The organism is Thalassospira sp. CA1 (genome assembly GCF_059052855.1).
Genome location: NZ_JBZCIA010000002.1, coordinates 91,373 through 114,952 on the forward strand (window position 1 = coordinate 91,373; position 23,580 = coordinate 114,952).

General features: G+C 55.1%; 28 protein-coding genes, 2 tRNA genes and 1 riboswitch. Of the genes, 14 read left to right on the top strand and 16 right to left on the bottom strand.

The features are described from left to right. Positions 1-73: 73 nt before the first annotated feature. The 5 genes from AC5Q5A_RS04480 to AC5Q5A_RS04500 all read right to left on the bottom strand — a co-directional run bounded on the left by AC5Q5A_RS04480 (position 74) and on the right by AC5Q5A_RS04500 (position 5,566). Positions 74-1,126 (bottom strand): MBL fold metallo-hydrolase, encoded by a 1,053-nt coding sequence (locus AC5Q5A_RS04480; RefSeq protein WP_493894480.1) that lies wholly within the window; start codon positions 1,124-1,126, stop codon positions 74-76. A 210-nt stretch (positions 1,127-1,336) separates the two neighbouring features. Further along, on the bottom strand, positions 1,337-2,290 hold the full coding sequence (locus tag AC5Q5A_RS04485; RefSeq protein ID WP_493894481.1) for an ABC transporter substrate-binding protein: 954 nt from the start codon (positions 2,288-2,290) through the stop codon (positions 1,337-1,339). 78 nt (positions 2,291-2,368) lie between these two features. Further along, the gene (locus AC5Q5A_RS04490; RefSeq protein ID WP_493894482.1) at positions 2,369-3,181 is read right to left on the bottom strand and encodes an ABC transporter permease; all 813 of its coding nucleotides are present in this window, start codon (positions 3,179-3,181) and stop codon (positions 2,369-2,371) included. Then, positions 3,178-3,963: an ABC transporter ATP-binding protein gene (locus AC5Q5A_RS04495; protein WP_493894483.1), complete on the bottom strand. Its 786-nt coding sequence runs from the start codon at positions 3,961-3,963 to the stop codon at positions 3,178-3,180. The genes AC5Q5A_RS04490 and AC5Q5A_RS04495 overlap by 4 nt, the downstream gene beginning before the upstream one ends. Next, positions 3,954-4,065: riboswitch (TPP riboswitch) on the bottom strand. (Overlaps the previous gene by 10 nt.) A 424-nt stretch (positions 4,066-4,489) precedes the next feature. Then, complete coding sequence (locus tag AC5Q5A_RS04500) at positions 4,490-5,566, bottom strand: alpha/beta hydrolase family protein (protein WP_493894484.1); 1,077 nt, start codon at positions 5,564-5,566, stop codon at positions 4,490-4,492. A 187-nt stretch (positions 5,567-5,753) separates the two neighbouring features. On the opposite strand from AC5Q5A_RS04500, the gene AC5Q5A_RS04505 reads away from it, so the two are divergent. From AC5Q5A_RS04505 to AC5Q5A_RS04525, 5 genes are all read left to right on the top strand, one after another. Beyond that, the gene (locus AC5Q5A_RS04505) at positions 5,754-6,968 is read left to right on the top strand and encodes an acetoin utilization protein AcuC (RefSeq protein WP_493894485.1); all 1,215 of its coding nucleotides are present in this window, start codon (positions 5,754-5,756) and stop codon (positions 6,966-6,968) included. Beyond that, positions 6,965-7,411, top strand: a complete 447-nt coding sequence (locus AC5Q5A_RS04510; RefSeq protein WP_008890893.1) for a DUF192 domain-containing protein — start codon at positions 6,965-6,967, stop codon at positions 7,409-7,411. The genes AC5Q5A_RS04505 and AC5Q5A_RS04510 overlap by 4 nt, the downstream gene beginning before the upstream one ends. A gap of 162 nt (positions 7,412-7,573) precedes the next feature. Continuing rightward, positions 7,574-7,650 (top strand) — tRNA-Pro (locus AC5Q5A_RS04515). A 144-nt stretch (positions 7,651-7,794) separates the two neighbouring features. Continuing rightward, positions 7,795-8,088 carry an ETC complex I subunit gene (locus tag AC5Q5A_RS04520; protein ID WP_287446590.1) on the top strand — a complete coding sequence of 98 codons (294 nt, stop codon included), beginning with the start codon at positions 7,795-7,797 and terminating at the stop codon, positions 8,086-8,088. Positions 8,089-8,230: 142 nt separating this feature from the next. Beyond that, positions 8,231-8,307 (top strand) — tRNA-Arg (locus AC5Q5A_RS04525). A gap of 77 nt (positions 8,308-8,384) precedes the next feature. On the opposite strand, the gene AC5Q5A_RS04530 is transcribed toward AC5Q5A_RS04525, so the two are convergent. From AC5Q5A_RS04530 to hisI, 5 genes are all read right to left on the bottom strand, one after another. Continuing rightward, positions 8,385-9,065, bottom strand: coding sequence for a hypothetical protein (locus AC5Q5A_RS04530; protein ID WP_493894486.1), 681 nt, complete (start codon positions 9,063-9,065; stop codon positions 8,385-8,387). A gap of 204 nt (positions 9,066-9,269) precedes the next feature. Continuing rightward, entirely contained in the window at positions 9,270-9,932 is a 663-nt protein-coding gene (locus AC5Q5A_RS04535; RefSeq protein WP_493894487.1) for a YitT family protein, read from the bottom strand. Positions 9,933-10,128: 196 nt separating this feature from the next. Next, positions 10,129-10,959, bottom strand: coding sequence for an aldo/keto reductase (locus AC5Q5A_RS04540; protein ID WP_493894488.1), 831 nt, complete (start codon positions 10,957-10,959; stop codon positions 10,129-10,131). Positions 10,960-11,295: 336 nt separating this feature from the next. After that, complete coding sequence (locus AC5Q5A_RS04545) at positions 11,296-12,411, bottom strand: CobW family GTP-binding protein (RefSeq protein ID WP_493894489.1); 1,116 nt, start codon at positions 12,409-12,411, stop codon at positions 11,296-11,298. A gap of 41 nt (positions 12,412-12,452) precedes the next feature. Beyond that, complete coding sequence (hisI, locus tag AC5Q5A_RS04550; protein WP_493894490.1) at positions 12,453-12,851, bottom strand: phosphoribosyl-AMP cyclohydrolase; 399 nt, start codon at positions 12,849-12,851, stop codon at positions 12,453-12,455. A gap of 151 nt (positions 12,852-13,002) precedes the next feature. On the opposite strand from hisI, the gene AC5Q5A_RS04555 reads away from it, so the two are divergent. The 4 genes from AC5Q5A_RS04555 (at position 13,003) to AC5Q5A_RS04570 (ending at position 15,700) form a co-directional block, all read left to right on the top strand. Further along, entirely contained in the window at positions 13,003-13,479 is a 477-nt protein-coding gene (locus AC5Q5A_RS04555; RefSeq protein ID WP_008890884.1) for a Fur family transcriptional regulator, read from the top strand. Then, entirely contained in the window at positions 13,460-14,302 is an 843-nt protein-coding gene (gene znuC, locus AC5Q5A_RS04560; RefSeq protein ID WP_493894491.1) for a zinc ABC transporter ATP-binding protein ZnuC, read from the top strand. The genes AC5Q5A_RS04555 and znuC overlap by 20 nt, the downstream gene beginning before the upstream one ends. Further along, on the top strand, positions 14,299-15,105 hold the full coding sequence (locus AC5Q5A_RS04565) for a metal ABC transporter permease (RefSeq protein ID WP_493894492.1): 807 nt from the start codon (positions 14,299-14,301) through the stop codon (positions 15,103-15,105). Before znuC ends, AC5Q5A_RS04565 begins: the two co-directional genes overlap by 4 nt. A gap of 82 nt (positions 15,106-15,187) precedes the next feature. Further along, complete coding sequence (locus AC5Q5A_RS04570) at positions 15,188-15,700, top strand: DUF3429 domain-containing protein (RefSeq protein WP_493894493.1); 513 nt, start codon at positions 15,188-15,190, stop codon at positions 15,698-15,700. Between the two features lie 83 nt (positions 15,701-15,783). Here the strand turns inward: AC5Q5A_RS04570 and metC are convergent, their stop codons facing one another. Next, a complete protein-coding gene (gene metC / locus AC5Q5A_RS04575; RefSeq protein ID WP_493894494.1) occupies positions 15,784-16,968 on the bottom strand; it encodes a cystathionine beta-lyase in 1,185 nt (394 codons plus the stop codon). A gap of 168 nt (positions 16,969-17,136) precedes the next feature. On the opposite strand from metC, the gene AC5Q5A_RS04580 reads away from it, so the two are divergent. Continuing rightward, complete coding sequence (locus AC5Q5A_RS04580) at positions 17,137-18,093, top strand: threonine ammonia-lyase (protein ID WP_493894495.1); 957 nt, start codon at positions 17,137-17,139, stop codon at positions 18,091-18,093. A gap of 129 nt (positions 18,094-18,222) precedes the next feature. Here the strand turns inward: AC5Q5A_RS04580 and rpmF are convergent, their stop codons facing one another. The 5 genes from rpmF to AC5Q5A_RS04605 all read right to left on the bottom strand — a co-directional run bounded on the left by rpmF (position 18,223) and on the right by AC5Q5A_RS04605 (position 21,425). Further along, a complete protein-coding gene (gene rpmF, locus AC5Q5A_RS04585; RefSeq protein WP_007090029.1) occupies positions 18,223-18,402 on the bottom strand; it encodes a 50S ribosomal protein L32 in 180 nt (59 codons plus the stop codon). A gap of 41 nt (positions 18,403-18,443) precedes the next feature. Continuing rightward, positions 18,444-19,130 carry a GNAT family N-acetyltransferase gene (locus tag AC5Q5A_RS04590; protein WP_063089978.1) on the bottom strand — a complete coding sequence of 229 codons (687 nt, stop codon included), beginning with the start codon at positions 19,128-19,130 and terminating at the stop codon, positions 18,444-18,446. After that, positions 19,127-19,645 carry a GNAT family N-acetyltransferase gene (locus AC5Q5A_RS04595; RefSeq protein WP_493894496.1) on the bottom strand — a complete coding sequence of 173 codons (519 nt, stop codon included), beginning with the start codon at positions 19,643-19,645 and terminating at the stop codon, positions 19,127-19,129. The genes AC5Q5A_RS04590 and AC5Q5A_RS04595 overlap by 4 nt, the downstream gene beginning before the upstream one ends. 44 nt (positions 19,646-19,689) lie before the next feature. Continuing rightward, positions 19,690-20,547: a 3-mercaptopyruvate sulfurtransferase gene (gene sseA / locus AC5Q5A_RS04600; protein ID WP_493894497.1), complete on the bottom strand. Its 858-nt coding sequence runs from the start codon at positions 20,545-20,547 to the stop codon at positions 19,690-19,692. A gap of 167 nt (positions 20,548-20,714) precedes the next feature. After that, complete coding sequence (locus tag AC5Q5A_RS04605; protein WP_493894498.1) at positions 20,715-21,425, bottom strand: alanyl-tRNA editing protein; 711 nt, start codon at positions 21,423-21,425, stop codon at positions 20,715-20,717. On the opposite strand from AC5Q5A_RS04605, the gene AC5Q5A_RS04610 reads away from it, so the two are divergent. The 4 genes from AC5Q5A_RS04610 to AC5Q5A_RS04625 all read left to right on the top strand — a co-directional run bounded on the left by AC5Q5A_RS04610 (position 21,424) and on the right by AC5Q5A_RS04625 (position 23,552). Then, a complete protein-coding gene (locus tag AC5Q5A_RS04610; RefSeq protein ID WP_493894499.1) occupies positions 21,424-21,591 on the top strand; it encodes a hypothetical protein in 168 nt (55 codons plus the stop codon). The two genes, AC5Q5A_RS04605 and AC5Q5A_RS04610, sit on opposite strands and share 2 nt — an antisense overlap. Before the next feature lie 105 nt (positions 21,592-21,696). Then, complete coding sequence (locus AC5Q5A_RS04615; RefSeq protein ID WP_493894500.1) at positions 21,697-22,356, top strand: hypothetical protein; 660 nt, start codon at positions 21,697-21,699, stop codon at positions 22,354-22,356. A gap of 87 nt (positions 22,357-22,443) precedes the next feature. Continuing rightward, a complete protein-coding gene (locus AC5Q5A_RS04620) occupies positions 22,444-22,971 on the top strand; it encodes a hypothetical protein (protein WP_040823776.1) in 528 nt (175 codons plus the stop codon). Positions 22,972-23,273: 302 nt separating this feature from the next. Further along, positions 23,274-23,552, top strand: coding sequence for a tyrosine--tRNA ligase (locus AC5Q5A_RS04625; RefSeq protein ID WP_008890871.1), 279 nt, complete (start codon positions 23,274-23,276; stop codon positions 23,550-23,552). The last annotated feature ends 28 nt before the right edge of the window (positions 23,553-23,580 follow it).

The following is a 23,580-nucleotide window of genomic DNA, read 5'->3' on the forward strand; positions in this document are numbered from 1 at the left end:
ACGGTTTTGTGACGCAATCATTGATGCTTAGCATGCAGTTTGAAAAACCACCAAACCGAACTTGAAAGGGCAGCTATGAGCCAGACGCCGTATGCTCGACCTTTTGCGTGGTTGTCGATGCGGGTGCGGCTTTGCCATCAAAGAACCGGGTCGCGCCGATTGGTGGTGCAACGAAATCGCCATCTGCAATCCCGTTGTCCCTGCGGGCCGCCGCCAACCGGACCGGCGGCTCATCCACCGGCTCAGCCGTCAGAACAAACGTGCCCCAATGAATGGCAAGCGCCTGTTTGACGCCCATTTTCTGCATGATTTGAATGGCTTCTTCGGGGTTGCAGTGCGCATTACGCATGAAGTCGCGCGGGTCATAGGCCCCGATTGGGATCAGGCCGAAATCAATCCCGCCGTGGATTGCGCCCATTTCCGTAAACAGGGCTTCGTTCCAGCCAGTATCACCGACAAAATAGAACCGGTAGCCATCGCCGAATTCAAGGATATAGCCACCCCACAGCATTTCCTTGCGGTCCTTGGTGGTGCGGCTTGACCAGTGATTTGATGGCACGTGGGTGATTTTCAGATCATCGTGATGATGGCTTTCATCCCAATCCAGTTCGACATAACGATCAGCACGAATGCCCGCAGTTTCCAGCAGTGCACCATTCTTCAGCGGCAAGACATAACGCGGCGCGTTGCCAAGCTGCGTCAGGCTGGCCAGGTCAAAATGGTCATAGTGATTATGTGACAGCAACACCAGATCAAGCTTGGGCAACTGATCAATGGCTAGCCCCGGTTGGGTATAGCGTTTCGGTCCAACACGTTTGAACGGTGATGCGCGGTCGGAAAACACCGGATCGGTCAGGATATTGAGCCCGCCATATTGCACCAGAACCGTGGCATGACCGACCCAAGTGACTTGCAGGCGTTTGGGATCCGGGTTGTGAATGGCTTCGTGATCAGGTGTTTCGGTCGGGATTTTACCGACCTGATGTTTGGCCTTCGGCCAGTTATCATCACCGAAATAGCGCCGCTTTAAGAAATGCCAGAACGACCGTTTGACCGGATCGGGCAGGGGGTGACGGTTTTCAAAGCCGCTATCGGTGTGATGGGCTGGTTTTGTTTGCTGCTGCACTTTTGGGTCCTGATCCGGTTTGAATGTGGTCGCCATTCTGCATTTTACGCGGGTGACCATAAGGTAACTGGGAATTTGACCTGCGCAAGCGAAAGGCCGGAACGCGGGACACACATTCCGGCCTTTCTTGGTGGTCTTCCCATGCGGGGTGCAGACCAATGCTTTCGCAGTTGCTGGGGCGAGCCTTGCGAAAGCAGGGGGGACTGAATTTTATTCGATCACGGTCGCATAGGTTTCAAGCGCAGGGCTTTCGGTGATCAACCCCTGTTTGACCATGTAATCGGCAAAGCGGGCATAGCGCGCCTTATCAAGGGCCGCCGGACGCAGCGCAAAGCGCGGCAGGGTATCGGCCCATGCCTTGATATTGAGTTCATCATCAAGGTTCGGATAGGCGGCAATAAAGGCCTGCCAGCTGTCATCCGGATGGTTGATCAGGTACTGCACACCTTCTTCAAGGGCAGCCAGCATGCGGGCATAACGCGGGTCATCGACCTTGTCGTTACGCACGGTCAGGATCAGCTCGTCATAGGGCGGAACGCCTTCTTCCTCGACATAAAATGCCTTGCCTGGCTTGCCTTCGATTTCCATCTGGTTGAGCTCGAAATTGCGATAGCCGCCAATGATCGCATCGACTTGACCGGAATACAGCGACGGCGAGAGCGAGAAGTTCACATTGATCAGTTCGACATCGTCAATCGAAACCCCGTGATTGCCGAGCATGGTGCCAAGAAGCGCATCCTCAAAACCGGCCAGCGAATAGCCGATCTTCTTGCCCTTGAGATCGGCGATTTCCTTGATCGGGCCATCTTCAAGAACGATCAGGCTGTTAAGCGGGGTTGCAACCAGTGTGCCGATACGCGTCAGTGGCAGGCCTTCGGCGGCCTGAACGTGAAGCTGTGGCTGATAGTTCACGGCTACATCGCCCTGACCGGCGGCAACAAGGCGCGGCGGGGCGGACGGATCGGATGGTTCGATCAGTTCAACATCCAGATCATGGTTGGAAAAGAAACCCTTTTCCTTGGCAACAATCAGCGGTGCGTGATCGGGGTTCACAAACCAATCAAGAAGAATGACCAGCTTGTCCGCCGCAAAGGCGGTTGAAGACGTTCCAAGAACAAGTGCGCCCAGTGCGGTCACGGTGATCATGGATTTAAGGCGTGACATGGATGAACCTCCGTAAGATGCGCCAAATAAATAGTATGAGGATTTAAAACGCTGCCAAACAGGCAGGCGTGTGGTGTTTTACCGAACCGGTTTCAGGCTGTCGGGTTGCCATGGCAGGGCTGCGCGCAGCACGCGATCGACAATGAAATATTGCGTGATCGAAAACGCGCACAGGATCAGAAGACAGGCAAAAACCATATCGATCTGAACCCGCGCATTCGCATGCAGCATCAGATAACCCAGCCCGTGACTGGATCCGACCCATTCGCCAATCACCGCCCCGATCGGGGCAACGGCGGTGGCAACGCGGAAACCAGATGCAAAGGCGGGCAGAGCGGCGGGCAATCGGATATGGGTCAAAAGCCGCCAGCGACTTGCCCCCATGGTGCGCGCCAGATCAAGCCAGCCGCTTTCGGTCCGTGATAGGCCATCGAAAAACGCAACCGTGACCGGGAAGAAAATGATCAATGCGGCCATGGCGATCTTCGATGCCAGCCCAAAGCCCAGCCACAACACCAAAAGCGGGGCCAGAGCAAAGAACGGAATGGCCTGTGAGACCAAAAGGATCGGCATCAGCCAGAAACGCACCGGCGAAAACAGCGCCATCGGAATGGCGGCCAGCGTGCCAAGGGCGGCACCGGCAAACAGGCCGATCACGGTTTCAGCAATGGTATATTTCGCATGATCAAGCAGGACGGCATGACGCGCGATCAAGGTGTGCCAAACGTCAGCTGGCGGTGGCAGCATGTATTTCGGTGCGCCGGTAACAATCACCAACAGTTGCCAGGTGGCAATCAGCGCAATGATAATAATCAGCGGCCGCGCAAGGATCAGCCAGCGGCGCTCGGACAGTGCTTTTTTATTTGTATGAGGATTGATTTGCGTGCTCATGCCGCATCCTCCGACCGCTCGGCACCCAGTTGGCCGAGCAGTTCGGCCTGCTGTGCCAGAATTTCGGGATCGGCAATGTTGCGCGGGCTTTGTCCCTTGGGCGTGATGGCGTCTTGCAATTGTGCCGGGCTGCCGGTCAGGACATGAACCTGATCGCCAAGGCGCAATGCCTCAAGCGGGTCGTGGGTCACAAGCAACACCGTTTTGCCCCGCAGCACCCGTGCGGCGAGTTCCTGCAAGCGCAGGCGGTTGAGCGGATCAAGGGCCGAAAACGGTTCGTCCATCAAAACGACCGGGCGATCTTCCATCAATGTGCGGGCAAGGGCGGCGCGCTGTTTCATGCCGCCTGACAGTTCAGCCGGGCGCAGATCTGCCGCATCACGCAACCCGACTTCGGTCAGTAAATGTGAGGCTTTCTCATAATCGGGTTTTTCGTGGCGCAGAACAGCACCGAGTACGACATTTTCAAGAACACTGCGCCAAGGCAAGAGCAGGTCCTGCTGCGCCATATAGGCGACCCGACCGGTAAGCGGGGTGTTGTCTGAACAGGTGATGGTCCCGCTAACATCGCCTTCGACCAGGCCGGCGAGATAGCGCAAAAGCGTGCTTTTGCCAACACCACTTGGACCGAGCAGGCAGGTAAAGCTTCCCGCCTGCAAGGTCAGGTCAAGATCATGGAAAATATCGACGCCGTTGAAAGCCACGCGGGCGGCACGGAGCGCAATATCAAATCTGGTTGGATTGTCTTGCGCCATCTGGGGCGCGTGTTCTGTGCTGCGCATTCGATCCTTCCTACGCCGGTCTTAACCGGTTCAGGTTCAAAGGGTCGTTCGGCAACACCGAACCTCTCAGCCGATTTACGATCGGCCCCCCCGGAGATCAGGGGACTATGCGCAGACAAATCGCTGCCGTCAAGTTTTGTAACAGTTCTTGGACTTGATCCTGATCACAGCTTACCAGTGGGCAGCATAACGATGCAGCTTTCCTGCCGGATGAATCCAGCGATGTGGTGTTCCTGCGATGTTAACCGGAAAGGCGATGCGCCGGGCTGGACCCCAGTCCGTGTCTTCCACATGTGGGGCAATATCGGCATCTGTTTCCGCGGCGATCATGTCAATGCAGTCAGGCGCATGGCGGGCTGGATCGCGCATCTTTTTGAACAGCGCAAAAGTGGCAAGATCATTCGGCCACGCGCCAGCGTGTCCTGATGCGAATCAAATTGGGCGGCATAAGTTACATCTGACCCTCCCGTCATATGTACGGGGTCGAAGCCTCAGCCACCGTGCAATTTGATCTTCGGGCGTCGGGTTAGGGTCGGGCAACCACCTGCTTGATCCAGCCCGCGATCTTGTCAAACGTGCCGGGCGCATAGGCATACCGGCCAAGGGCGACATAAAGCATCTGGCGGGATGTCGGCATTTCACTGCTGAGCTGATAGTTGAACAAATTGCTTCTAAGCAGCCCGTGCGTGGCATCGGGGATGACAACCACCTCATTTTCAGGATGTCGACCGATCAGGATATCGCGATAGATATCCGCATCGGATTTTGCATCCACATTCAGATCATCATGTCCCCATATGGCAAGTGTCGGTGTTTCAAGCTGCGCCAGGTCTGCTTTTGCGTCAGATGTGATGTTGCGTTTTACGAATTCGTACCGGTCCGATGCCATCGGTGACGGATCACTGGTGTTTGCAAGGTAGGTTTCGTAACTTGCATCGGGCGCAAAGATCACGCTGTCCCGGACGTGGTTGCGTTCAATTTGACGTTCGATATCTTCTTGTGTTGCACCATCGGCCAAGAGGCGTTGGCGCGTGTAATACGCACCCTGTTCTTGCCAGTTCACCGCCCCGCCTATGATGACATTAAAGGCATTGTCCGGGATCATCCGCGATGCTTTGGGGATCACCCAGCCCGCCTGGGAAAAACCGATAAAGCCGATTTGTTGTCGGCTTCCGGGATGGGCCGTTCTGATTGCGTCATACGCCGCAACGGCTTCGTTTGCGCGGTCATTCATGGATTGCGAAAGCCAGTTTCCCGTGCTTTCGCCGATGCCGGCCTTGTCCCAGCTGTAAATACCGATCCCGCGATCAAGCAGGGCATTGATCACGGGTAAATAGCCATCGCCCGCAAAGCGGTCCTGCGGGCCATCGCCGTGAACCAGAAGGGCAATCGGGCCTGTATGCTGCGCATCTGGCAAGATCAGGCTGCCAGACAGAACAGCATCATCGTGTGCAAAGCTGATCTGTTCAGTCGGGCGGTTGCTGATATCAAAGTCAGACAATCCGACAAGTGCAAGACTTCCGGGAACAGCAACAAGCAGCACAAACAGAACAATCGCCACCCTGACAAGGTGGCGGTAACGAATGCGGCGGGGCGATGGCACGGCACAGCCTTTCAGGTTGGTGACAGCAAGGAATATTTGGCAGTGTTCGCAGATTGCGAGAAGTCAGGGGGCCCGTCAATCGCCTTGCAACCGGTTATGTCGATGAAATCAGGTGTTTAGCCCAAAAGCATCCAAGCCATAAGTGCAAGGCGCTAGGTCCTGAGCCGGGAATTGCACAAAACAGAACTTGAAAGAGCATCATGAAACGGTCAATGCTTTCGGCACTGCAACCAAATCTGCCCTGCGTGCCATTGTGATCCTTTCAGACGAGATACCAGACCACCGTATTGCCGATCCGGCCCCGCGCATGATTGCGGCCGAGATTTATCGTGGCTCAAGCTATGGTCCCAAGCATCCGCTGGCGATCCCGCGGGTGTCGCTGGTGGTTGATATGGTGCATGCGCTGGGTTGGGTGGATGAGACCACCTATCTGACCGGGCCGGTGGCAACACCCGATCAGCTCGCACGGTTCCATGACCCGGACTATATTGCCGCCGTCATGCAGGCCGAACGCGATCAGGCGCTGCCCGTCGAGATGATGGAGCGGTTCGGTCTGGGCAAGAATGGCAATCCGATCTATCCGGAAATTTTCCGGCGTCCGGCAACTGCCGCCGGATCATCGGTGATGGCGGCCAACCTGATCAGGGATGGCGGGATCATTCATCATCCGGCAGGGGGCACCCATCACGGTTTGCGCGATCGGGCATCCGGGTTCTGTTACTTCAACGATCCGGTTCTGGGCATTTATGCCTTGCTTGATAGCGGGTTGGACCGGGTGCTTTATGTTGATATCGACGCCCATCACGGCGACGGGGTGCAGATCGCCTTTGCCGAGGATGAACGCGTTCTGACCGTATCGATCCATCAGGAAGACCTGTGGCCCAAGACCGGCGCAATTGATGACATTGCAGGCGGTATGGCGCGCAACCTTCCGATGCCTGGCGGCATGCATGATGACGAGATGCGTTTCATCCTTTTCGAATATTTGGTTCCTCTTGGATTAAGTTTTGCACCCCAAGCTATTGTTTTACAATGTGGATGTGATACTCTTGCTGAAGATCCACTGTCCAGACAGCTTTTGGGCAATCAGTCGATCTGGGAAGTCGTGGGGGCGATGACCCGATTGGCGCCCCGAAGTCTTGTTCTTGGCGGCGGAGGATATAGTCCATATGGCGTTGCACGCTGTTGGTCCGGGGTGTGGGCAACCATTAACGGGATCGAAATACCTGATGTGTTACCCATCACAGCGGAAAATATCCTGCGTGTCATAAAATGGGCGCATAGTCGTGGAAGACAGCCGGCAAGTGAGTTGTTCACAACGCTTGCGGATCCATGGCGGGGTGGCGCCATCCGGGACGAGGTCCGGGATCGCGTCAAAAGACTAAGAGGATATGGGGTATGAAGTCGTTCTTTCAGATGGCTTTGGTTGTGTGTTTTGTCAGCGCGGCGGTTGTTGCCGGGCTGAATGCAAAGGCAACCGGTTATGAACGGTCGCGTCTTCTTGTTGATGGCGAAGTGTTCAATGTTGAACTGGCCATCACACCCGAAGAAAGGTCGCGCGGCCTGATGTTTCGTACCGAAATGGCTGAAGACGCCGGAATGCTGTTTGATTTCGGCGGACCTCGCGACATTTCTATGTGGATGAAAAACACCTTTATCTCGCTTGATATGCTGTTCATCGCAGCTGACGGCACGATTGTCGGCATTGAAAAGCGAACCGTGCCGCAATCAGAAACCATCATTCCATCGCCAAGGCCGGTGCGCTTTGTGCTTGAACTCAATGGTGGTTCGTCTGACCGGATGGGGTTTGAGGTTGGTGAAAAGGTCGAAGGACTGCCGCGCTAGGTAGCACCTTCGACACGCCACACAATCAATCAGCAATAGCAAGGCCGCAGGTGATATCTGCGGCCTTTGGTTTTTGCGTCGGTTTTTGTGTCATATTTTCGAGAAAAACACGCAATGCGGTCTTGCCCACCCAGCAAGATGGTGCTAAATCCACATCCGCGTCGGGGAGTAGCGCAGTCTGGTAGCGTACCTGCTTTGGGAGCAGGGGGTCGCGAGTTCGAATCTCGCCTTCCCGACCATTTCCCCTTTTATCGTTTTTCGGATGCCCAACGGGATTTCCAAGTCACGATAAAAGGTGTAAAAGATGAACTGATAGCAGGGGTTAGAGAGACCCGCTTAACTGCCATCATCATCTTATCCCGAAGGTCAAGACGAGGGTCCCGATGAAGGTCCGTGTTTACAAACCTGCCAAGAACGCCATGCAGTCCGGTCAGGCTGCGACCAAGCACTGGGTCATGGAATTTGAACCGGGTGCGAAAAAGGTTGCGGATCAGCTGATGGGCTGGATCGGATCTTCTGATACCCGTGGTCAGGTCCGCATGTATTTCGAAACCCTCGAAGAAGCGCAGGCCTTTGCCGCCAAGCACAAGCTGATCGCGGACATCGAAATGCCGAAACCGCGCAAACTTCAGCTCAAGGCCTATGCGGACAACTTCGCGTTCAAACGCGTCGTCTGATCTGGCAATCGCCAGCGTATTTGACCAATTCTCGGGGCGGATTTCCGCCCCGTTTCGTCTGACAGGGGACGTTAAAGCCTGTGAAGACAGTCGGGCAGGCGCCCAATGCCATGCCCCGGGGTTCGTAACCACCCCACCCAGCGGTCCCTTAGCTCAACTGGATAGAGCAACAGACTTCTAATCTGTAGGTTGCAGGTTCGAGTCCTGCAGGGATCGCCATTTTCATGCTTTGTGAGCCGGACTAATCGGTGTCGCTTGCTACCGCGGAATGCAATACCATTCTGACAACTGGATAGTTAATTATCGCCCATGTATTTGGATTTTATTGACTGAATTTGCTGTGAAATTGATAACGAACATTTTTCGCAGTAGTCTAGTGAATCTGTTATGGCGGACAATAGTAGGTCCTGTTTTTCTTTTTGCATACTAAAGTAGTCGGGGTGGCTTCTGTTGCTGATAATCCGTTGTGAAAGCTCCGTGAGTTGCACGAGATTTGTGTATGACGAAAAATTGTAGCTAGTAGTTCCGTGGGTTGAGATTAGTTTATTTAGATGATCCATTCTTCGGTGTAGTATGAACGCTGATCGTTCTACTGTTCGTGCCCACTCGTCTATCTTTTCTTTGTCGCTATCAGAGCCCCAAGCATTATTATTCTCTTCATGAAGCAGGTGCTGGATTTCTTGAAGGTTTTTCTTAGTGTTGACAATGACGTCGAGAGTAGTTTCGAGAGGTTGCGCTACTTGATCTGAGCGATGTTGATTCATTGTTGATACTTGGTGGCGTGCAGCGGCTATAACGAAGATACCGCCCATTAGACCTAATGTGCCTGCGACAATGCTTTCCCACTGAAACCCATTCCACACACGACAGCTTGCTATTCCGCTGCTGATACACGCGGTATCTATCGCTAATGCGACTACAATAATACCAAATGCCAAAGCTGTGACAATTAGCGCCAGTTTTAATGGGTGTTTCATATTGTACTTAATCTACCCCGATTGCAGAAGCGCCATGCATCATCTCTCTTTAGTGTCTATTTGGTCAATGCCATATGGGATAGTTACCAGTATTCGGGTTTTGCGGTCGCACTGAAATCTGCCTTGATTATTGAGGCAATTTAGTCGAGTTGCGGCGTGAGTTCGCGAAGCTGAGCGGGTAGGTCATACGTGTAGTTTGCGTTCTTATCGCGCCGAGAAATACCGTCCCGGACGATGGTTGAGTGCGATGATCAGGTTGAGGATGACTGCACCGAGGATCGAGAGCAGGACCTTGTCGAAGGGCAGGGTCAGGAAGGCGCAGACGAGGATCACCATGTCGACGGCGAGCTGGAAGTAACCGGCGCGGATATTGAAGTTTTCCTGAAGGTACAGGGCGAGGATATTGACCCCGCCAAGGCCGGCACGATGGCGAAACAGCATCAGCAGGCCAATCCCCATCAACGCACCCCCGGCAACCGCGGCATAGACCGGGTTGAGCGTGTTGAACTCTACCAGCATCGGGGTCAGCTTCGAGAAGGCCGAGACCAGACCAACGGCGATGAAGGTTTTGATGGTGAAGGCCTTGCCCATGCGTTTGAAAGCCAGCCAGTAAAAGGGCAGGTTGATCACAAAGAAGATCATGCCAAACGACAGCCCGGTGGCATGTTCAATCAGAAGGGCAGCGCCGGCGGTGCTGCCGGTGACAAGGATGCTTTCGCTATAAAGCGTGACGCCAAGCGACACCACCATCGTGCCCAGCAACAGGGCCAGGACATCCTCATACGGGCGATGGGCGATATCGTCCTTTTTGGGTGTTTCGCTGGTTGCGGCCGGGTCGGTTTTATCGTTGGTGTTTGCGGTGCTCATAAGCGGTGTGCTGCCAGTTGGTTGATTAGATTGAATTAAAATACGCTTTTCGCAGATGCGAAACAAGCTGTGCGCAAGATCGCAGCGTAAATCGCGTGTTTTTGATGTAACGGCATCGCCAAACGCAAAAGACCGGCTTAAAGCAAGCCGGTCTTGGTAATTTTGTATGTTTGTTCGCCGTTACGCCGGATGGTGATCAGGCGGCCTTGTCCCATTCCGGTGCGAAGGACGGATCAATCAGGCGGCCATTCGGATTGGCAAGATCATGGATTGCGTCCATGTCGTTTTCCGAAAGCTCGAAATCAAAGATATCGAAATTGGCCGCGGCATTTGTCGGTGAGCCCGATTTCGGGATGGCCATGACGCTGTCTTGTTGCAGCAACCAGCGCAAGGTGACCTGGACGGGCGACTTGCCGTATTTTTCACCGATGGCCTTAAGCGTTGCGTCCTTCATGACATTGCCGCGCGCAATCGGGCAGTAAGCCGTCAGCAGCATGTCATGCGCACGCACGCTTTCGAGCACCTTGGACTGGTCAAGATAGGGGTGATATTCGACCTGATTGACCGTCAGCGGCGCATCGGTCAGTGACACGGCCTGATCAATCAGGGCGGTCGGGAAGTTTGAAATCCCGATCAGGCGCGTCATGCCAAGGTTTTTGACCTCGTTCAAGGCTGCCATGGTTTCTTCAAGCGGCACGTCATCATTGGGCCAATGCAGAAGCAACAGATCAACATGGTCAAGATCAAGCTTGCGCAGGCTTTCGACCACGGAGGTCTGCAAATCACCGCTTTGGAATTTGTCGTACCAGACCTTGGTGGTCAGGAAGTAGTCATCGCGTGCAAGGCCGGAATTTTTCAGGCCCTGACCAACGCCCTGTTCGTTGTGATACATCTGGGCGGTATCGAAATGGCGATAGCCGATTTTGGCGGCCTCAGCGATCATTTTCGCCGCTTGATCGTTGTTGAGCTCGTACGTCCCAAAGCCAAGGGCCGGGATTTTAGTGTCCTGCCAGTTCCGGTAAATCATACTGGTGTACCCCCTTGTTTCGTTTGATTGTTGTGATTTTGGGTCTTCGCGGTGTCATGTGCAAATGACGATCCGGTGTCAGTTTGCCCGATTTGCGCCAGATTTAGTGCGCATGTCGCCGATCGCAACCTGTACATCAGGATGGTACAGGCTGTGCAATTGGCGAGAGGCCCGGGGTTGCCCCGTGTGCGGGTGGGGATTTTCAGGTAAAGAAAAAGGGCGACCAAATTAATGGGTCGCCCGAAGTTCAGGACTTAGAGTGAGGCTGTATCAAGCCAAGGACGAGATTGCCGCAATTGCTGGTGATGATCCTTGATGTGGCTCAAACGCGGTCGATTATTCTTTGACCGTGTTGCCATCATTGGTTTCGCTGACCGCGGCATTCAGGTGATAAAGCGATTCACGGATTACCTGGGGCCCAAGATCCTTGGTGATGAAGACGATCTTGGACCGGTGATCATCGCTTGGCCAGGCGGGCAGGGATGCCGGCGGGTGGAAAACATGCTGCACGGCATGAATGGCGACAGGCGCGTCTTCGCCGACCAGATTAAGGATGCCCTTTACACGCAAAAGGCTTTCACCGCGCATCTGGGTAAAGATTTCGGCCCAGGTAACAAAGGCATCCCAATGGATCGGTTCGTCAAAGGTGATGCAGAAGGATCGGATGTGGTCGTCATGGCGGTTGACGTCGTGGCTGTGATCATGGTGGTGGTCATGATGCGCGTGATCGTCGTGATGATGCGCATGATCATCGCCGTGCTGCTCATAGGCTTCATCACGCAGCCATTTCTGCACATCCATGCTTTTGGTTGTCGGGTCATACAGCCCGGCATTAAACAGCTTCGAAACCGCAATGTCGCCATTGATCACCGGATAGATCGGGGCGGCCGGATTGAGTGCGCGCAGGCGGGTTTCAAGTTTGGTGCGCGTTGCCTCATCGGCCAGATCGGCCTTGGTCATCAGGATGCGGTCGGCAACAGCCGCCTGCTTGACACTTTCGGGATGGTTATCAAGCTGGCCTGCGCCGTGGATGGCATCGACCGTGGTCACCACGCTATCAAGGCGGAACTTGGTGGTCAGAAGCGGGTCGGTCATCAGGGTGTGCAGGATCGGGGCCGGGTCGGCAAGGCCGGTGGTTTCAATGATCACCCGATCAAATTCCGGAATTTCACCGCGCGTGCGTTTGACAAACAAATCACGCAGACCCGAAATCAGATCACCGCGCACCGAGCAACAGATACAGCCGGAATTGAGCAACACCACATCTTCGGAAACTTCGCGCACCAGCAAATGATCCAGCCCGATTTCGCCGAACTCGTTGATCAGGACCGCCGTCTTATCCATGCCATCCTGTGTCAGCAGGGCATTCAAAAGCGTGGTCTTGCCACTGCCCAGAAAGCCGGTGATGACGGTGGTGGCGATGCGGTCAAACTGTTCGTTGGAAAGGGCCATGATCAATCAGGTCTTTTGCGCTGCGCGTTGGATTTGCGGGCTTATTTCTTGCCGTAAAGTTCTTCGGCCGAAACTTCCGGTTCGGAAATCACGACTTCCTTGCCATCACGGGCGGCGAAATAGAAACAGTTGCGCCGTCCGGTGTGGCAGGCAACACCAATCTGATCGACCTCGACCAGAATGGTGTCCATGTCGCAGTCATAACGAAAGTCGACAAGTTTCTGCACCTGGCCGGAGCTTTCACCCTTGCGCCAAAGTTTCCCGCGGGAGCGCGAGAAATAGCACACCCGGCCGGTTTCAAGGGTTTCAAGCACGGCATCGCGGTTCATCCACGCCATCATCAGGACTTCGCCCGTGTCATGTTGCTGGGCGATTGCCGGGATCAGGCCGTTTTCGTTGAATTTCAGTTTGTCGGCAATCAGTGCATTTGAGCCCGTCATGGGGAAGCTCCGGTCGATGGTGGTTGACTTTTGACGTTTGGCGCGTCAGAAAATGATATATTATAACATTTCATCAGATGCCACGGCTTTTTGAAATCGGTTGGGCCGAAACCGCCGAAACCAGATGGCCGTCGATACGAGATATTCAGCTATGAGCGATCTTTTCCCGAAAAAGGGCCATGATCACGACAGATGTGTGCATAGCGCACTTGCGCAGGCAGAGAAAGTCTGTGACAGCGAAAATGCGCGCTTTACCGACATGCGCCGCAAGGTCTTTACCCTGATCTGGCAATCGCACAAGGCGGTTACGGCCTATGAGTTGCTGGATGCGCTGACCGCTGAAGGGCAGCGGGTTCAACCGCCAACGGTTTATCGCGCGCTGGAATTCCTGACTGAGCTTGGTCTGGTGCACAGAATTGAATCGCTTAATGCCTATTTCGGTTGTGACCGGCCCGATTGCGAACATTTGGGGCAGTATTTCATCTGTACCGATTGCGGACGCGTCGCCGAGGCGGTCAACGAAGACATGAGCAACGCGGTTCGCAAGGCGGCCCGCAGTGTCGGTTTTACCATTCAGGCGACCACGGTCGAGATCAAGGGGCTGTGCCATGACTGCGCCACTCATTGAAGGCCGTGACCTTGTTCTGTCCTTTGGCAATGAGCGCGTGCTTGATCAGGTATCGCTTGCCATTCATCCGGGCGAGATCATTACCCTGATCGGGCCGAATGGTGCGGGCAAATCGACATTGGTCAAGACGCTTCTGGGTTTGCAGAAAGCCGATAGTGGTGAAGTCGTGCGCAAGCGCGGCCTTACGATTGGCTATGTGCCGCAAAAGCTTGCCATTGATCAGGTCTTGCCGATGACGGTGAAGCGGTTTCTGAGCCTGACCCGATCCGTGAGCCGGGCGGATTGCGAAGGTGTTTTGGCGCAGGTTGGGGCAGGGCATGTGATTGACGCGCAGATGAGCCAGCTTTCAGGCGGCGAGACGCAGCGCGTCATGCTGGCCCGCACCCTTTTGCTGCGCCCGCATTTGCTGGTGCTTGATGAGCCGACACAGGGCGTGGATGTTTCGGGGCAGGCGGAGCTTTATCGCCTGATTGACGAGATCCGCCGTGAACTTGATTGCGCGGTTCTGATGATTTCGCATGATCTGCATCTGGTGATGGCCAAGACCGATCAGGTGGTGTGTTTCAATCGCCATGTCTGTTGTTCGGGCATTCCCGAAACCGTGCGCCAGCATCCGGAATACCGGTCTTTGTTTGGCGTGCGCGAGGCCGATGCGATTGGCATTTATCACCACGAACATGATCACGAACATGATTTGTCGGGGCATGTTGTTGGCGGATGTGGTCACGATCATTCCCATGACCATGCGCATCACCATCACGCAGATGATCACGCGCATGATCACAATAAAGCCGTCAAAGAAGGGGCGGGAACAAACCAATGATGGACGATTTCCTGTTTCGCGCCGTTTTGGGCGGTGTTTTGCTGGCCGTCGTTTGTGGCCCGTTCGGCGCCTTTATCGTCTGGCGGCGCATGGCGTTTTTTGGCGACATGCTGGCGCATACGGCATTGCTGGGGGTGGCACTTGGCCTTCTGATCGGGGTCGATGTGCGGATCGGCATGATCGCGACCTGTCTGGCGGCCGCGCTTATTCTGGCTTATGGGCAGCGGCAATCGCGGATTGGCAGCGATACGGTGCTGGGCATGCTGGCGCACTCCACGCTGGCACTGGGCATGGTCGCGCTTTCCTTTGTGCAAGGTGTTGCTGTTGATCTGATGGCTTATCTGTTTGGTGATATTCTGGCGGTCAATACCGGGGACATCTTGCTTTTGGCGGTTGGCGGCGCCTTTGCACTTGGCATCCTTGCCTGGATGTGGCGGCCTTTGCTTGCGCTGACAGTCAGCCCGGAAATTGCCGCGGCCGAAAGCATCCCGGTCGAACGGCTGCGTTTGATTTTCATGCTTCTGATGGCGCTTGTGATCGGTATGGCAATCAAGATTGTTGGGGTTTTGCTGATTACAGCCCTTTTGATCGTTCCAGCCGCCAGTGCGCGTTTCTTTGCCCGCACACCTGAACAGATGGCGATTGGGGCCGGACTGTTTGGCGCGGCATCGGTTCTGGCGGGGATTTCCCTGTCCTGGCATGTTGATACGCCTGCCGGGCCGAGCATCGTGATTTCGGCTGCGGCGATCTTTGTTGCCAGCGGCATTGTGATGAGTGCCAAGCGCCACTTTGCAGGTGGCTAAACCGATATCGCCTTAAACACGGTGATCAGCTAGGCGCCCGATTCCGTAAAGCGCAGATAGAACCGCGTAAAAGGATATCGGTGTGCCGCAGCAGTCATCAACAGATCGAAACCCAGCATCCGCCCGCGAGCCCGAAGCGGATGCGCCTTTCTTTGTCGCCATCCCGCTGCCCGCGCGCTGGTTCGGGCTGACGGGAGCGATCCCGTTTGTTGGCTTGTCAATTGGCGGGGCATTCTTATCGGGTGCGCATCAATCACTGGCCTATTTCACCCTTGTCGCCTATGGCGCGGTGATCTTGTCATTTCTGGGCGGCGTGCATTGGGGGCGGGCGATCAAGGCCTTTGATCAGGGGACGGTTGCCGACAAGTTCCTGTGGGTCTCGCTTGGCATCAGTGTGGTGCCGTCGCTTATCGGATGGTTGACGCTGCTTGTGCCGCTGGCGATTGGCTTGCCCGTTTTGGCTGCAAGCTTCGCGGCCATGCTGTTGATTGACTTGCAGACCGTCAAAAGCGGGCAGTTTCCGGCGTGGTATGGCAACTTGCGCGTCATCCTGTCGGTGATTGTGATTGCATCGCTTTTGTTTGCGTGGCTGTGAAGCAGCGCAGGTTTGCGGGATTAAACTGAAAAGGGCGCTGAAAGTTCAGCGCCCTTTGTCATTTTCGGGTGTGCTTTTCGGATTTAGGCCGTTTTAAGCCGCGCAAACCCGGCTTCAAGATCGGCAATCAGATCATCCGGATCCTCAAGGCCGATATGGAGCCGGATCAACTGACCATCGTCGTCCCATTTGGTGGCGGTGCGGATTTTGGTCGGGTCTGAGGGCAGCATCAGGCTTTCAAAGCCACCCCAGCTAAAGCCCATGCCAAACAGTTCCATGTGATCGACCATATTGGCAAGCTGCGCCTTTTCGACCGGTTCCATGACAAAGGAAAACAGGCCGCAGGCACCAGTGAAATCGCGTTTCCAGATCGCATGGCCCGGATCATCGGGGAGGCCGGGATGCAGGACGCGTTTGACTTCCGGGCGGGTTTGCAGCCAGTTTGCGACCTTAAGGCCGCTTTCGTGGTGCTGTTTCAGGCGCACGGCAAGGGTGCGAAGCCCGCGCTGGGCGAGGTAACAATCATCTGGACCAACCGCGTCACCGGAAATCAGGACCTGCTTCTTGATGGTCAGAAGGTCTTCCTCGGTCGCAGTCGTGATGGTGCCCAGCATGACGTCGGAATGACCGACAATGTATTTGGTACCCGCCTGAACCGAGACATCAACGCCCAGTTCAAATGGGCGGCACAGGATTGGGGAAGCCCAGGTGTTATCAAGCATCACCTTTACATTGCGCGCGTGCGCGGCCTTGGCAATTGCCGGGATATCCTGCATTTCAAAGGTCAGCGACCCCGGGCTTTCGCACCAGACAAGGGCGGTGTTATCGCGAATAAGGCCCGCAATGTCGCCGCCAATCGTCGGATCATAATATTCCGTCTCGACCCCGAACTTCTTAAGAAACGTATTGCACAGGTTGCGAGTCGGAAAATAGGTGCTGTCGGTGATCAGGATATGATCGCCGGGCTTTACAAAGGCGAGGATGGCATTGGTAATCGCCGAAACGCCCGATGAAACGCACAGCGTGCCATAGCCACCTTCAAGTTCGGCAACGGCTTCTTCGAGCAGAAAGCGCGTCGGGGTGCCGTGGCGGCCATAGGTCGTTTTTCCGGGGACCGAGGCACCAGCCTTTTCAAGTTCTGCCAGGCTGTCAAACAGGATGGTCGAGGCATGCAGAACCGGCGGGTTGACCACACCGTGATACTGGCTAGAACGGCGACCGGCATGGACCAGTTTGGTTTGGGTATGTTTGGGGCTTTGCGATGACATAACAGGCGGTTCTCCTTGGGCGCGACGTCTTATGCCTCAAAGACAAACCACCTTGGCGGCGGGCATTCAAGGCTTTTTGCGTCAAAGCCATTGTTAATGCCTGATATCAGGCTATTTTTTACATTCAATAACAGCAACGAATGACACAGAATTCGGCAAGGGGGCCCCGTGATTGAACTTCAGGATTTTCGCACTGCGCGCAAGGCGATATCAGACCATATGCGCCTGACCCCGGTGTTTGCGGTCAGCAATTTTGGCGATGCATCCGGCTTTGTCGCGCGTGATCGCATCCCCGAGATGTTCCTGAAACTTGAAAACATGCAGGTCAGCGGGTCCTTCAAGGCACGTGGGGCGATGAATGCCGCACTGGCCCTTGAGCCCGAACAAAGATCTGCCGGGCTGTGCACGGCATCGGGCGGCAACCATGGCATGGGTGTGATCAATGCGGCCCGTACACTGGGTGTGCCGGTGAAAATCTTCCTGCCGACCAACACCCCGCATCCCAAAGTCAAAAAACTGCGCGCGCAGGGTGTTGATGTGGCTTTGATCGGGGCGGTTTGGGATGACGCCAACCGTGCCGCGATGGAGCACGCACATGAAAGCGGTATGGCCTATATCCACCCGTTCGCCGATCCCAAGGTGATTGCCGGGCAAGGAACCATCGCGCTTGAGCTTTTAGAGCAGCAACCCGACCTTGATACACTGGTGGTGGCGATTGGTGGTGGCGGGCTGATTGCCGGTGTGGCGACAGCCGCACGCTTGTTGCGCCCATCGATCCGAGTGATCGGTGTGGAGCCGACCGGGGCGGCAACCTTGTTTGAAAGCCTTAAGGCCAACGAGGTCGCGACTTTGCCCAGCGTGAATACAGCCGCGACCAGTCTGGCACCGCGTCAGTCATCGGCACTTAATGTCGATCTGATTGGCAGGAATGTGGATCGCATCGCATTGGTCAGTGACGAGGAAATGCAAAAATCTGCCAAGTGGCTTTGGAAGGAGTTCGGTATTTCGGTCGAACTTTCCGCCGCCGCCGGTATTGCGGCTGTCATGAATGATCGCCTCGGTGATCCCAATCCGGGGCGGGTCGGCGTGATCGTGTGTGGAGCCGGTATGGATGGTTTTGAGTAGGGATAAATAAAAAGGGATGAAACCAAACGGTTTCATCCCTTTTTAAACCAGACGCCAGTCCGATAGGACTGGCGCGGAAATATATAGCGTCGCAAACCGCCAAAGAGCAAAAAGCTCTCCGGTGCGGAATTACATCTTCGGCTCGACCACCTGACGACCACGGTACATACCGGTGTTCGGGTCAATGTGGTGCGGGCGATGCAGTTCGCCGGTCTCTTTGTCTTCGCGGTACGAGCCCTTGGCGAGCTTGTCATGCGAGCGACGCATGCCCTGACGGGACTTGGTCACTTTTTTCTTTGGCACTGCCATGGGTCATCATCCTCTGGCTTGGGTAAACTCAGGCGCGCTTGTTACCGTGCGCGGTCGGGAAAGTCAACGATCAAAGTGTCGGAATCTGCATTATTTGCATTTTCCGGATCACTTTCGCGATCAGGTGTATCGCTCGCGGGATGACCATCATGATCGACATGGTGGTCGATATGCGGGATCAGTCCTGTGTCGCGCGGATCATCAACAATATCGGTTCGGCGATCGTATATAGCAAATCCAGCCTTTTGGTAAGCCCCAAGTGCACTTGGATGATCAAGCGTGCAGGTATTGACCGTGATGCGGGTGGGTTTGAAGCTCCAGGCGGTATCAATCGCCCAATCCAGCAGATATTTGCCAAAGCCCTTGCCGATGAATTCCGGCATCAGGCCCATATAGTGCAGATCAATGACGTTATCCGATTCAAAATCCGTCAGATCAAGCTCCGCAAAGCCCGCAGGCACTCCGGCAACATAAAGCACATAAACATGCGTTTCCGGCTTGGCGAGGATCGCAGAGAGTTCTTCGTCGCTCATCAGGCGGCGTTGCCACCACAGCCATGGTTCGCCGACCGTATTATATAGGTAGCGGTAAAATGACAGGGTCGGATTTTCAGCCCGGATGATCGCGACCTTGCCGGGTGGGACGATGGCCGGTGCGCGTTCTGGCGGGCTTTGCATTTCAAGGAAGCTGATCACAACTTCCAGCTTGCGCGGATTGGATGGGGTCATTGGACTAAACTCTTGCGCATTATCTTGTTTTGGTGCGGATCAGGATCAGCCTGATCGGTGACGCTTGCTATAAAGTCATAGCCGAGTTTGGCGTAAAAATCACCCGCTGCGGCATTTTCAATCGTTATCCGAATTTCACTTAAGCCCGAAAGGCGCAGGATATCCTCGGCCAAACTTACTAGTTCGCGGCCAATCCCGCCTCCTTGGGCGTGTTCGGCGATTGCCAGATAATGAATCCAGCCAAAGACAGTGTCATGGCCGGTCATCATGGTGGCAAAGATTTGCTGATCATCTGGCATGCGCGCGACAATCAGGCTGCCATTGTCGGCCGCAATACAGTTTTCGATATCCTGCCGCGCATCGCGGATCGCCGGGATCAGTCCGGTCGCAATCCAAAGGCGGGTGATGGCGGCAATGTCGTCGTTAGTAGGGGTTTTAAGCTGTTCAAGTCTGATGCCCGCACCATCGGCGGTATTGTTCGTCATATCCGAACCGAACGGGGATGGGGCGGGCATCGGGTTTCTCTTTTTAAATGTGTGATACGGACAGGGCCGGATTTTCAGGCCGGGCCGGTATCAACCGGGCTGTCTTCCGTGGTGGCCCATTCCGCCCAGGATCCGTCATAGACCGCGACCTGTTTGTGGCCGGAAATATAGGCCCCCATCGCAAGGACACAGGCCGTGACGCCGGAACCACAACTGGCAACAATCGGCTTGTTAAGGTCGACACCTGCTGCGTCGAACGCAGCCTTGATTTCATCCGCCGACTTAAATGTGCCATCCGAATTCAGAAGTTCGGTAAAGGGCAGGTTGTAGGAGCCCGGCACGTGGCCAGATTTGCCCCACGGGTCGTCGACTTCACCACGGAACCGTTCGCCGGCACGGGCATCCACCAGCTGTTCGCGTTTGGTTTTGACGTTCGAGAGAACCTGATCATATTCACGCAGCAAAAAGCTGTTGGCGCGTGCGGTAAAGTGGCGTTCGCGCGGCGGGGTCGGTGCATCAGTGACCGGGCGTCCCTCGGCGATCCATTTTGGCAGGCCGCCATCAAGCACGACGACATCATGATGGCCGAAATGACGCAGCATCCACCATGCACGACAGGCGGCAAGGGCGGAACCCTTTTGGCTATAGACAACCACACGGACACCATCGCCGAGGCCCAGTTTGCGAACCTTGGCGGAAAACTTGATCGCGTCAGGCATCATATGCGGCAGCGGGGCGCTATCGTCGGCAGCAATGTCATCGATATCAAAGAAAACCGCGCCCGGAATGTGTTCAGCATCATAAAAGTCGCGGGCATTCTTGTTTTCGGCTGGCATGTACCAGCTGGCATCGACGACGCGCACATCCGGTGCATCAAGATGATCCGCAAGCCACTCGGTGGAAACAAGGGCGTCGGAAGGTGGGTTGGTCATGGACAAGCTCCGATTGGCAATGGTGGATATTGCTAGATCCCGGTTGAGTCCGGCATCATTTTAAATTGGTCCTGAGTTTCAGTCTAAATTTGTAACGGTCCTGCGCTTTACTGGCAACCGGCAGACAATGCGGATGGTGGAGATCCGCATTGCCGGGGAAGCTGGCGTTAGTCGGCGAAGACCACGTTGATCCGGCGGTTCTGACGGCCTTTCTTTTCGATCTTGGAAACCATGACCTTGCCGATCTCGCTGGTTTTGCGCACATGGGTGCCGCCACAGGGTTGGAAATCAATCCCTTCGATGGTGACAGTCCGGATGGAATGTCCGTCCATTGGCGGCTGCACCGACATGGTGCGCACCAGTTCCGGGTTGGCTTTAAGCTCGGCGACGGAGATTTCCCCGTCATAGACATCGGCATCGCGTGCGATCAGTTCATTAAGCTTTTCGCTGATTTCATCCTTATCGAGCGTGGCGTCCGGCAGGTTAAAGTCAAGCCGCGCCTTGTGGGCGGCGATATTGCCACCCGTGACATCGCCTTCGATGACGGCACACAAAAGATGCAGGCAGGTGTGAAAGCGCATCAGCTTGTGGCGATTGTCCCAATCAAGTTCGGCTGTGATCGTATCGCCAACCGCGGGCAGGGGATGATCATCAGCAATGATGTGCAAGATACGCCCGGTTTCGCGATCCTTGACCGTGGTAACGACGGGAAGTGCCGTGCCATCGCCAAGGGTTAGTGTGCCGACATCACCCGATTGGCCGCCAGCGGTCGCGTAAAATACCGTTTGATCAAGTTCGATCCCGCGATCTGAAATACTGGTGACGGTGGCGTTGCAATTCTTTGCATAGGCGTCTTCGCGAAACATCAGGCGTGTCATGTTTTCTGGTCTCCCGTTGGTGGCGGTTGATGGCGTTCTTGATTTTACCGCCCGGCGTTTGGTGCCGGGGCGTCCGTTCGTCGCGCAGCATTGGTGCGAATGGATTGATTGCCGGGATTATGGTGCGGTGGCGGACCGGCAATTGTCGAGACCAAAGTTACGGTAATCCTTCGGCTGAAGTGTAAGTTAGTATACATAAATGTAATATTGATGTTGAAAATTGTACGTAATGTATGGTATCGCTGCGGTGTAATTCAGGAGTGATATAGCCGTGCCAGCCATTATCCATGTCAAGCTTTCCGGTGAAGGGGACTTCGGCCCAGTCGATCTCGAATGTGCGATTCCGCCTGCGCGTTTGCCGGTGGTAATGGCTGCCTTGTTCGGGCAGACACCGTCAGTGCCGGGTATGGCTGTTGGCGCGGTGCGTGGTTCTGTACCTGGTGTTTCAGGCGGCGGTCGCCCGCGCGAGAACGGCGAGGTTGATGTCTTCGCCAATGAAAGTGCGGGGGCCAAGGTGGATGATCAGGCTGCGACGGCAGCCCATGGCGTGCCGGGGGCGGGCGAAGCACATCGTGCGATTGGATATACAGGCGATGCCGCATTTTCCGGCGCAATAGATCCCGGCATGTTCATTACAGGATTTGTCGGCAGTTTTGCCGATCTGGTCGGGCGCCTGCAACCACGTGGCTTTGCCGAGACGATTTTGCTTGCTGCGGTCTGGCTGCAATATCGCGATGGCAGGAGTTTTGTAACGCGCGGTGATGTGCGCCGCCTTTTGCGCCGCCAGGATCACCTGCGGATGCCGCGCAATTTTAGCCGGGATTTCCATGCGGCCGCGGCAAGAGGCTACCTTGAAGAAGTCGAGGGTGAGGACGGTTACACCGTTGCCGCTGATGGCTTCCACTGGTTTCGTAACGAGTGTATGAAATGATACAAAAAGTCGAAAAAGATATTGACGTTATGTATGTTTATTGTATCTTTTTTAGCAGGGACAAACAAAAACGGGTGGGACCAAATCATGAGCGCGTGGGAAGTCAGAAGCAGCTGCCGGGTATGGCGGGGCCGTTATGTCATTCGTGGCGATGTTGATCGTATTGCCAACGACATTGTCGAACTTCAGCAAAACCGTTTCCCGGGGCTTGATGCGGAAAAGGTTTCGCTTCGGGTTGTGACCATGGCGGTGATGTCGGTTCTGGCCGAGGAGTGCTGTGAAGACGGGGTGACCGCAGCCGAACTTTCCTTCCTTTTGACCACCTGCCTCGGGATGCCGATTTCGCCGACCCGGATTGAACGGGAAATGGAAGGTCTTTCTGGTCTTGTCTGGACCGGACAATGGGGTGGTGAAACCCTGTATGTCATGGAAAAACGTGGTTTGCGCTTCTTTGAAAGTGCACGTGCCAGGGCGCTTTGCGAAGACGGAAATGTAAACGCCAAGGACCGCGAAGGTGTTGCCGCCAGCGAAGCACAGGACGCGGTTAATGCCATGATCGATCCGGCCATCATTAGCGAACCGGCAGTGCATGCCCGCTATCGGGTTGTCAGCTAGCATCTTCGCTTGCAGGTCAGGCCATCAATGTTTCGTTGCACCCGCCGGTTTTGCTGGCGGGTGTTTTTCTTTGGTTTGGGGGGTGGTCAACAAGCGGCTTGACCAAACGAAAAAAGCGCCATATGCATTAAAGCATGGAAAACATTATTACACATCAGAACGCCTATTTTACGTCGTGCACATAGCGCGGCGCCTGTTGATGTGTTTGTAAATTAAACCAAGACCGGCTGCCCCAGGGCGGCCTTTGTTTTTTCCATAAACCGGTTTGCCCGAGGTGGCTTCACCAACAAGGAAACCGGAAAATGACCCATATCTCTCTTGCTGATCGCATGCCGACACTTGATTTCACGCCCAATGCCCTGAAAGACGGGATCGGGGTGGTGCCGCTTATTCTGATGGCCGGTTTTGCCGAGACCAGCACGGCGGCAAGTGAACTGGTTGCACGTGGTGCTGTCACCATCGAAGGCAAACAGATCATTGATCCCGACCATCATATCCTGAGCTACGCTTTTGATGATGGCGAAGTCCTGCGCCTTACGGTTGGGGGCAAAAGCACGATGCTGATCCGGCGGGCGGACTGAACCGGATGGGGTATCTGTTGCGGGATAT

Bases quoted from the DNA above. Each gene is read 5' to 3' on its own strand.
- AC5Q5A_RS04485 (WP_493894481.1), bottom strand. From the start codon at position 2,290: ATGTCACGCCTTAAATCCATGATCACCGTGACCGCACTGGGCGCACTT.
- AC5Q5A_RS04490 (WP_493894482.1), bottom strand. From the start codon at position 3,181: ATGAGCACGCAAATCAATCCTCATACAAATAAAAAAGCACTGTCCGAG.
- AC5Q5A_RS04495 (WP_493894483.1), bottom strand. From the start codon at position 3,963: ATGCGCAGCACAGAACACGCGCCCCAGATGGCGCAAGACAATCCAACC.
- AC5Q5A_RS04510 (WP_008890893.1), top strand. From the start codon at position 6,965: ATGAAGTCGTTCTTTCAGATGGCTTTGGTTGTGTGTTTTGTCAGCGCG.
- AC5Q5A_RS04520 (WP_287446590.1), top strand. From the start codon at position 7,795: ATGAAGGTCCGTGTTTACAAACCTGCCAAGAACGCCATGCAGTCCGGT.
- AC5Q5A_RS04530 (WP_493894486.1), bottom strand. From the start codon at position 9,065: ATGAAACACCCATTAAAACTGGCGCTAATTGTCACAGCTTTGGCATTT.
- AC5Q5A_RS04535 (WP_493894487.1), bottom strand. From the start codon at position 9,932: ATGAGCACCGCAAACACCAACGATAAAACCGACCCGGCCGCAACCAGC.
- AC5Q5A_RS04540 (WP_493894488.1), bottom strand. From the start codon at position 10,959: ATGATTTACCGGAACTGGCAGGACACTAAAATCCCGGCCCTTGGCTTT.
- AC5Q5A_RS04545 (WP_493894489.1), bottom strand. From the start codon at position 12,411: ATGGCCCTTTCCAACGAACAGTTTGACCGCATCGCCACCACCGTCATC.
- hisI (WP_493894490.1), bottom strand. From the start codon at position 12,851: ATGACGGGCTCAAATGCACTGATTGCCGACAAACTGAAATTCAACGAA.
- AC5Q5A_RS04555 (WP_008890884.1), top strand. From the start codon at position 13,003: ATGAGCGATCTTTTCCCGAAAAAGGGCCATGATCACGACAGATGTGTG.
- znuC (WP_493894491.1), top strand. From the start codon at position 13,460: ATGACTGCGCCACTCATTGAAGGCCGTGACCTTGTTCTGTCCTTTGGC.
- AC5Q5A_RS04565 (WP_493894492.1), top strand. From the start codon at position 14,299: ATGATGGACGATTTCCTGTTTCGCGCCGTTTTGGGCGGTGTTTTGCTG.
- metC (WP_493894494.1), bottom strand. From the start codon at position 16,968: ATGTCATCGCAAAGCCCCAAACATACCCAAACCAAACTGGTCCATGCC.
- rpmF (WP_007090029.1), bottom strand. From the start codon at position 18,402: ATGGCAGTGCCAAAGAAAAAAGTGACCAAGTCCCGTCAGGGCATGCGT.
- AC5Q5A_RS04590 (WP_063089978.1), bottom strand. From the start codon at position 19,130: ATGACCCCATCCAATCCGCGCAAGCTGGAAGTTGTGATCAGCTTCCTT.
- AC5Q5A_RS04595 (WP_493894496.1), bottom strand. From the start codon at position 19,645: ATGCCCGCCCCATCCCCGTTCGGTTCGGATATGACGAACAATACCGCC.
- sseA (WP_493894497.1), bottom strand. From the start codon at position 20,547: ATGACCAACCCACCTTCCGACGCCCTTGTTTCCACCGAGTGGCTTGCG.
- AC5Q5A_RS04610 (WP_493894499.1), top strand. From the start codon at position 21,424: ATGTTTTCTGGTCTCCCGTTGGTGGCGGTTGATGGCGTTCTTGATTTT.
- AC5Q5A_RS04605 (WP_493894498.1), bottom strand. From the start codon at position 21,425: ATGACACGCCTGATGTTTCGCGAAGACGCCTATGCAAAGAATTGCAAC.
- AC5Q5A_RS04620 (WP_040823776.1), top strand. From the start codon at position 22,444: ATGAGCGCGTGGGAAGTCAGAAGCAGCTGCCGGGTATGGCGGGGCCGT.
- AC5Q5A_RS04625 (WP_008890871.1), top strand. From the start codon at position 23,274: ATGACCCATATCTCTCTTGCTGATCGCATGCCGACACTTGATTTCACG.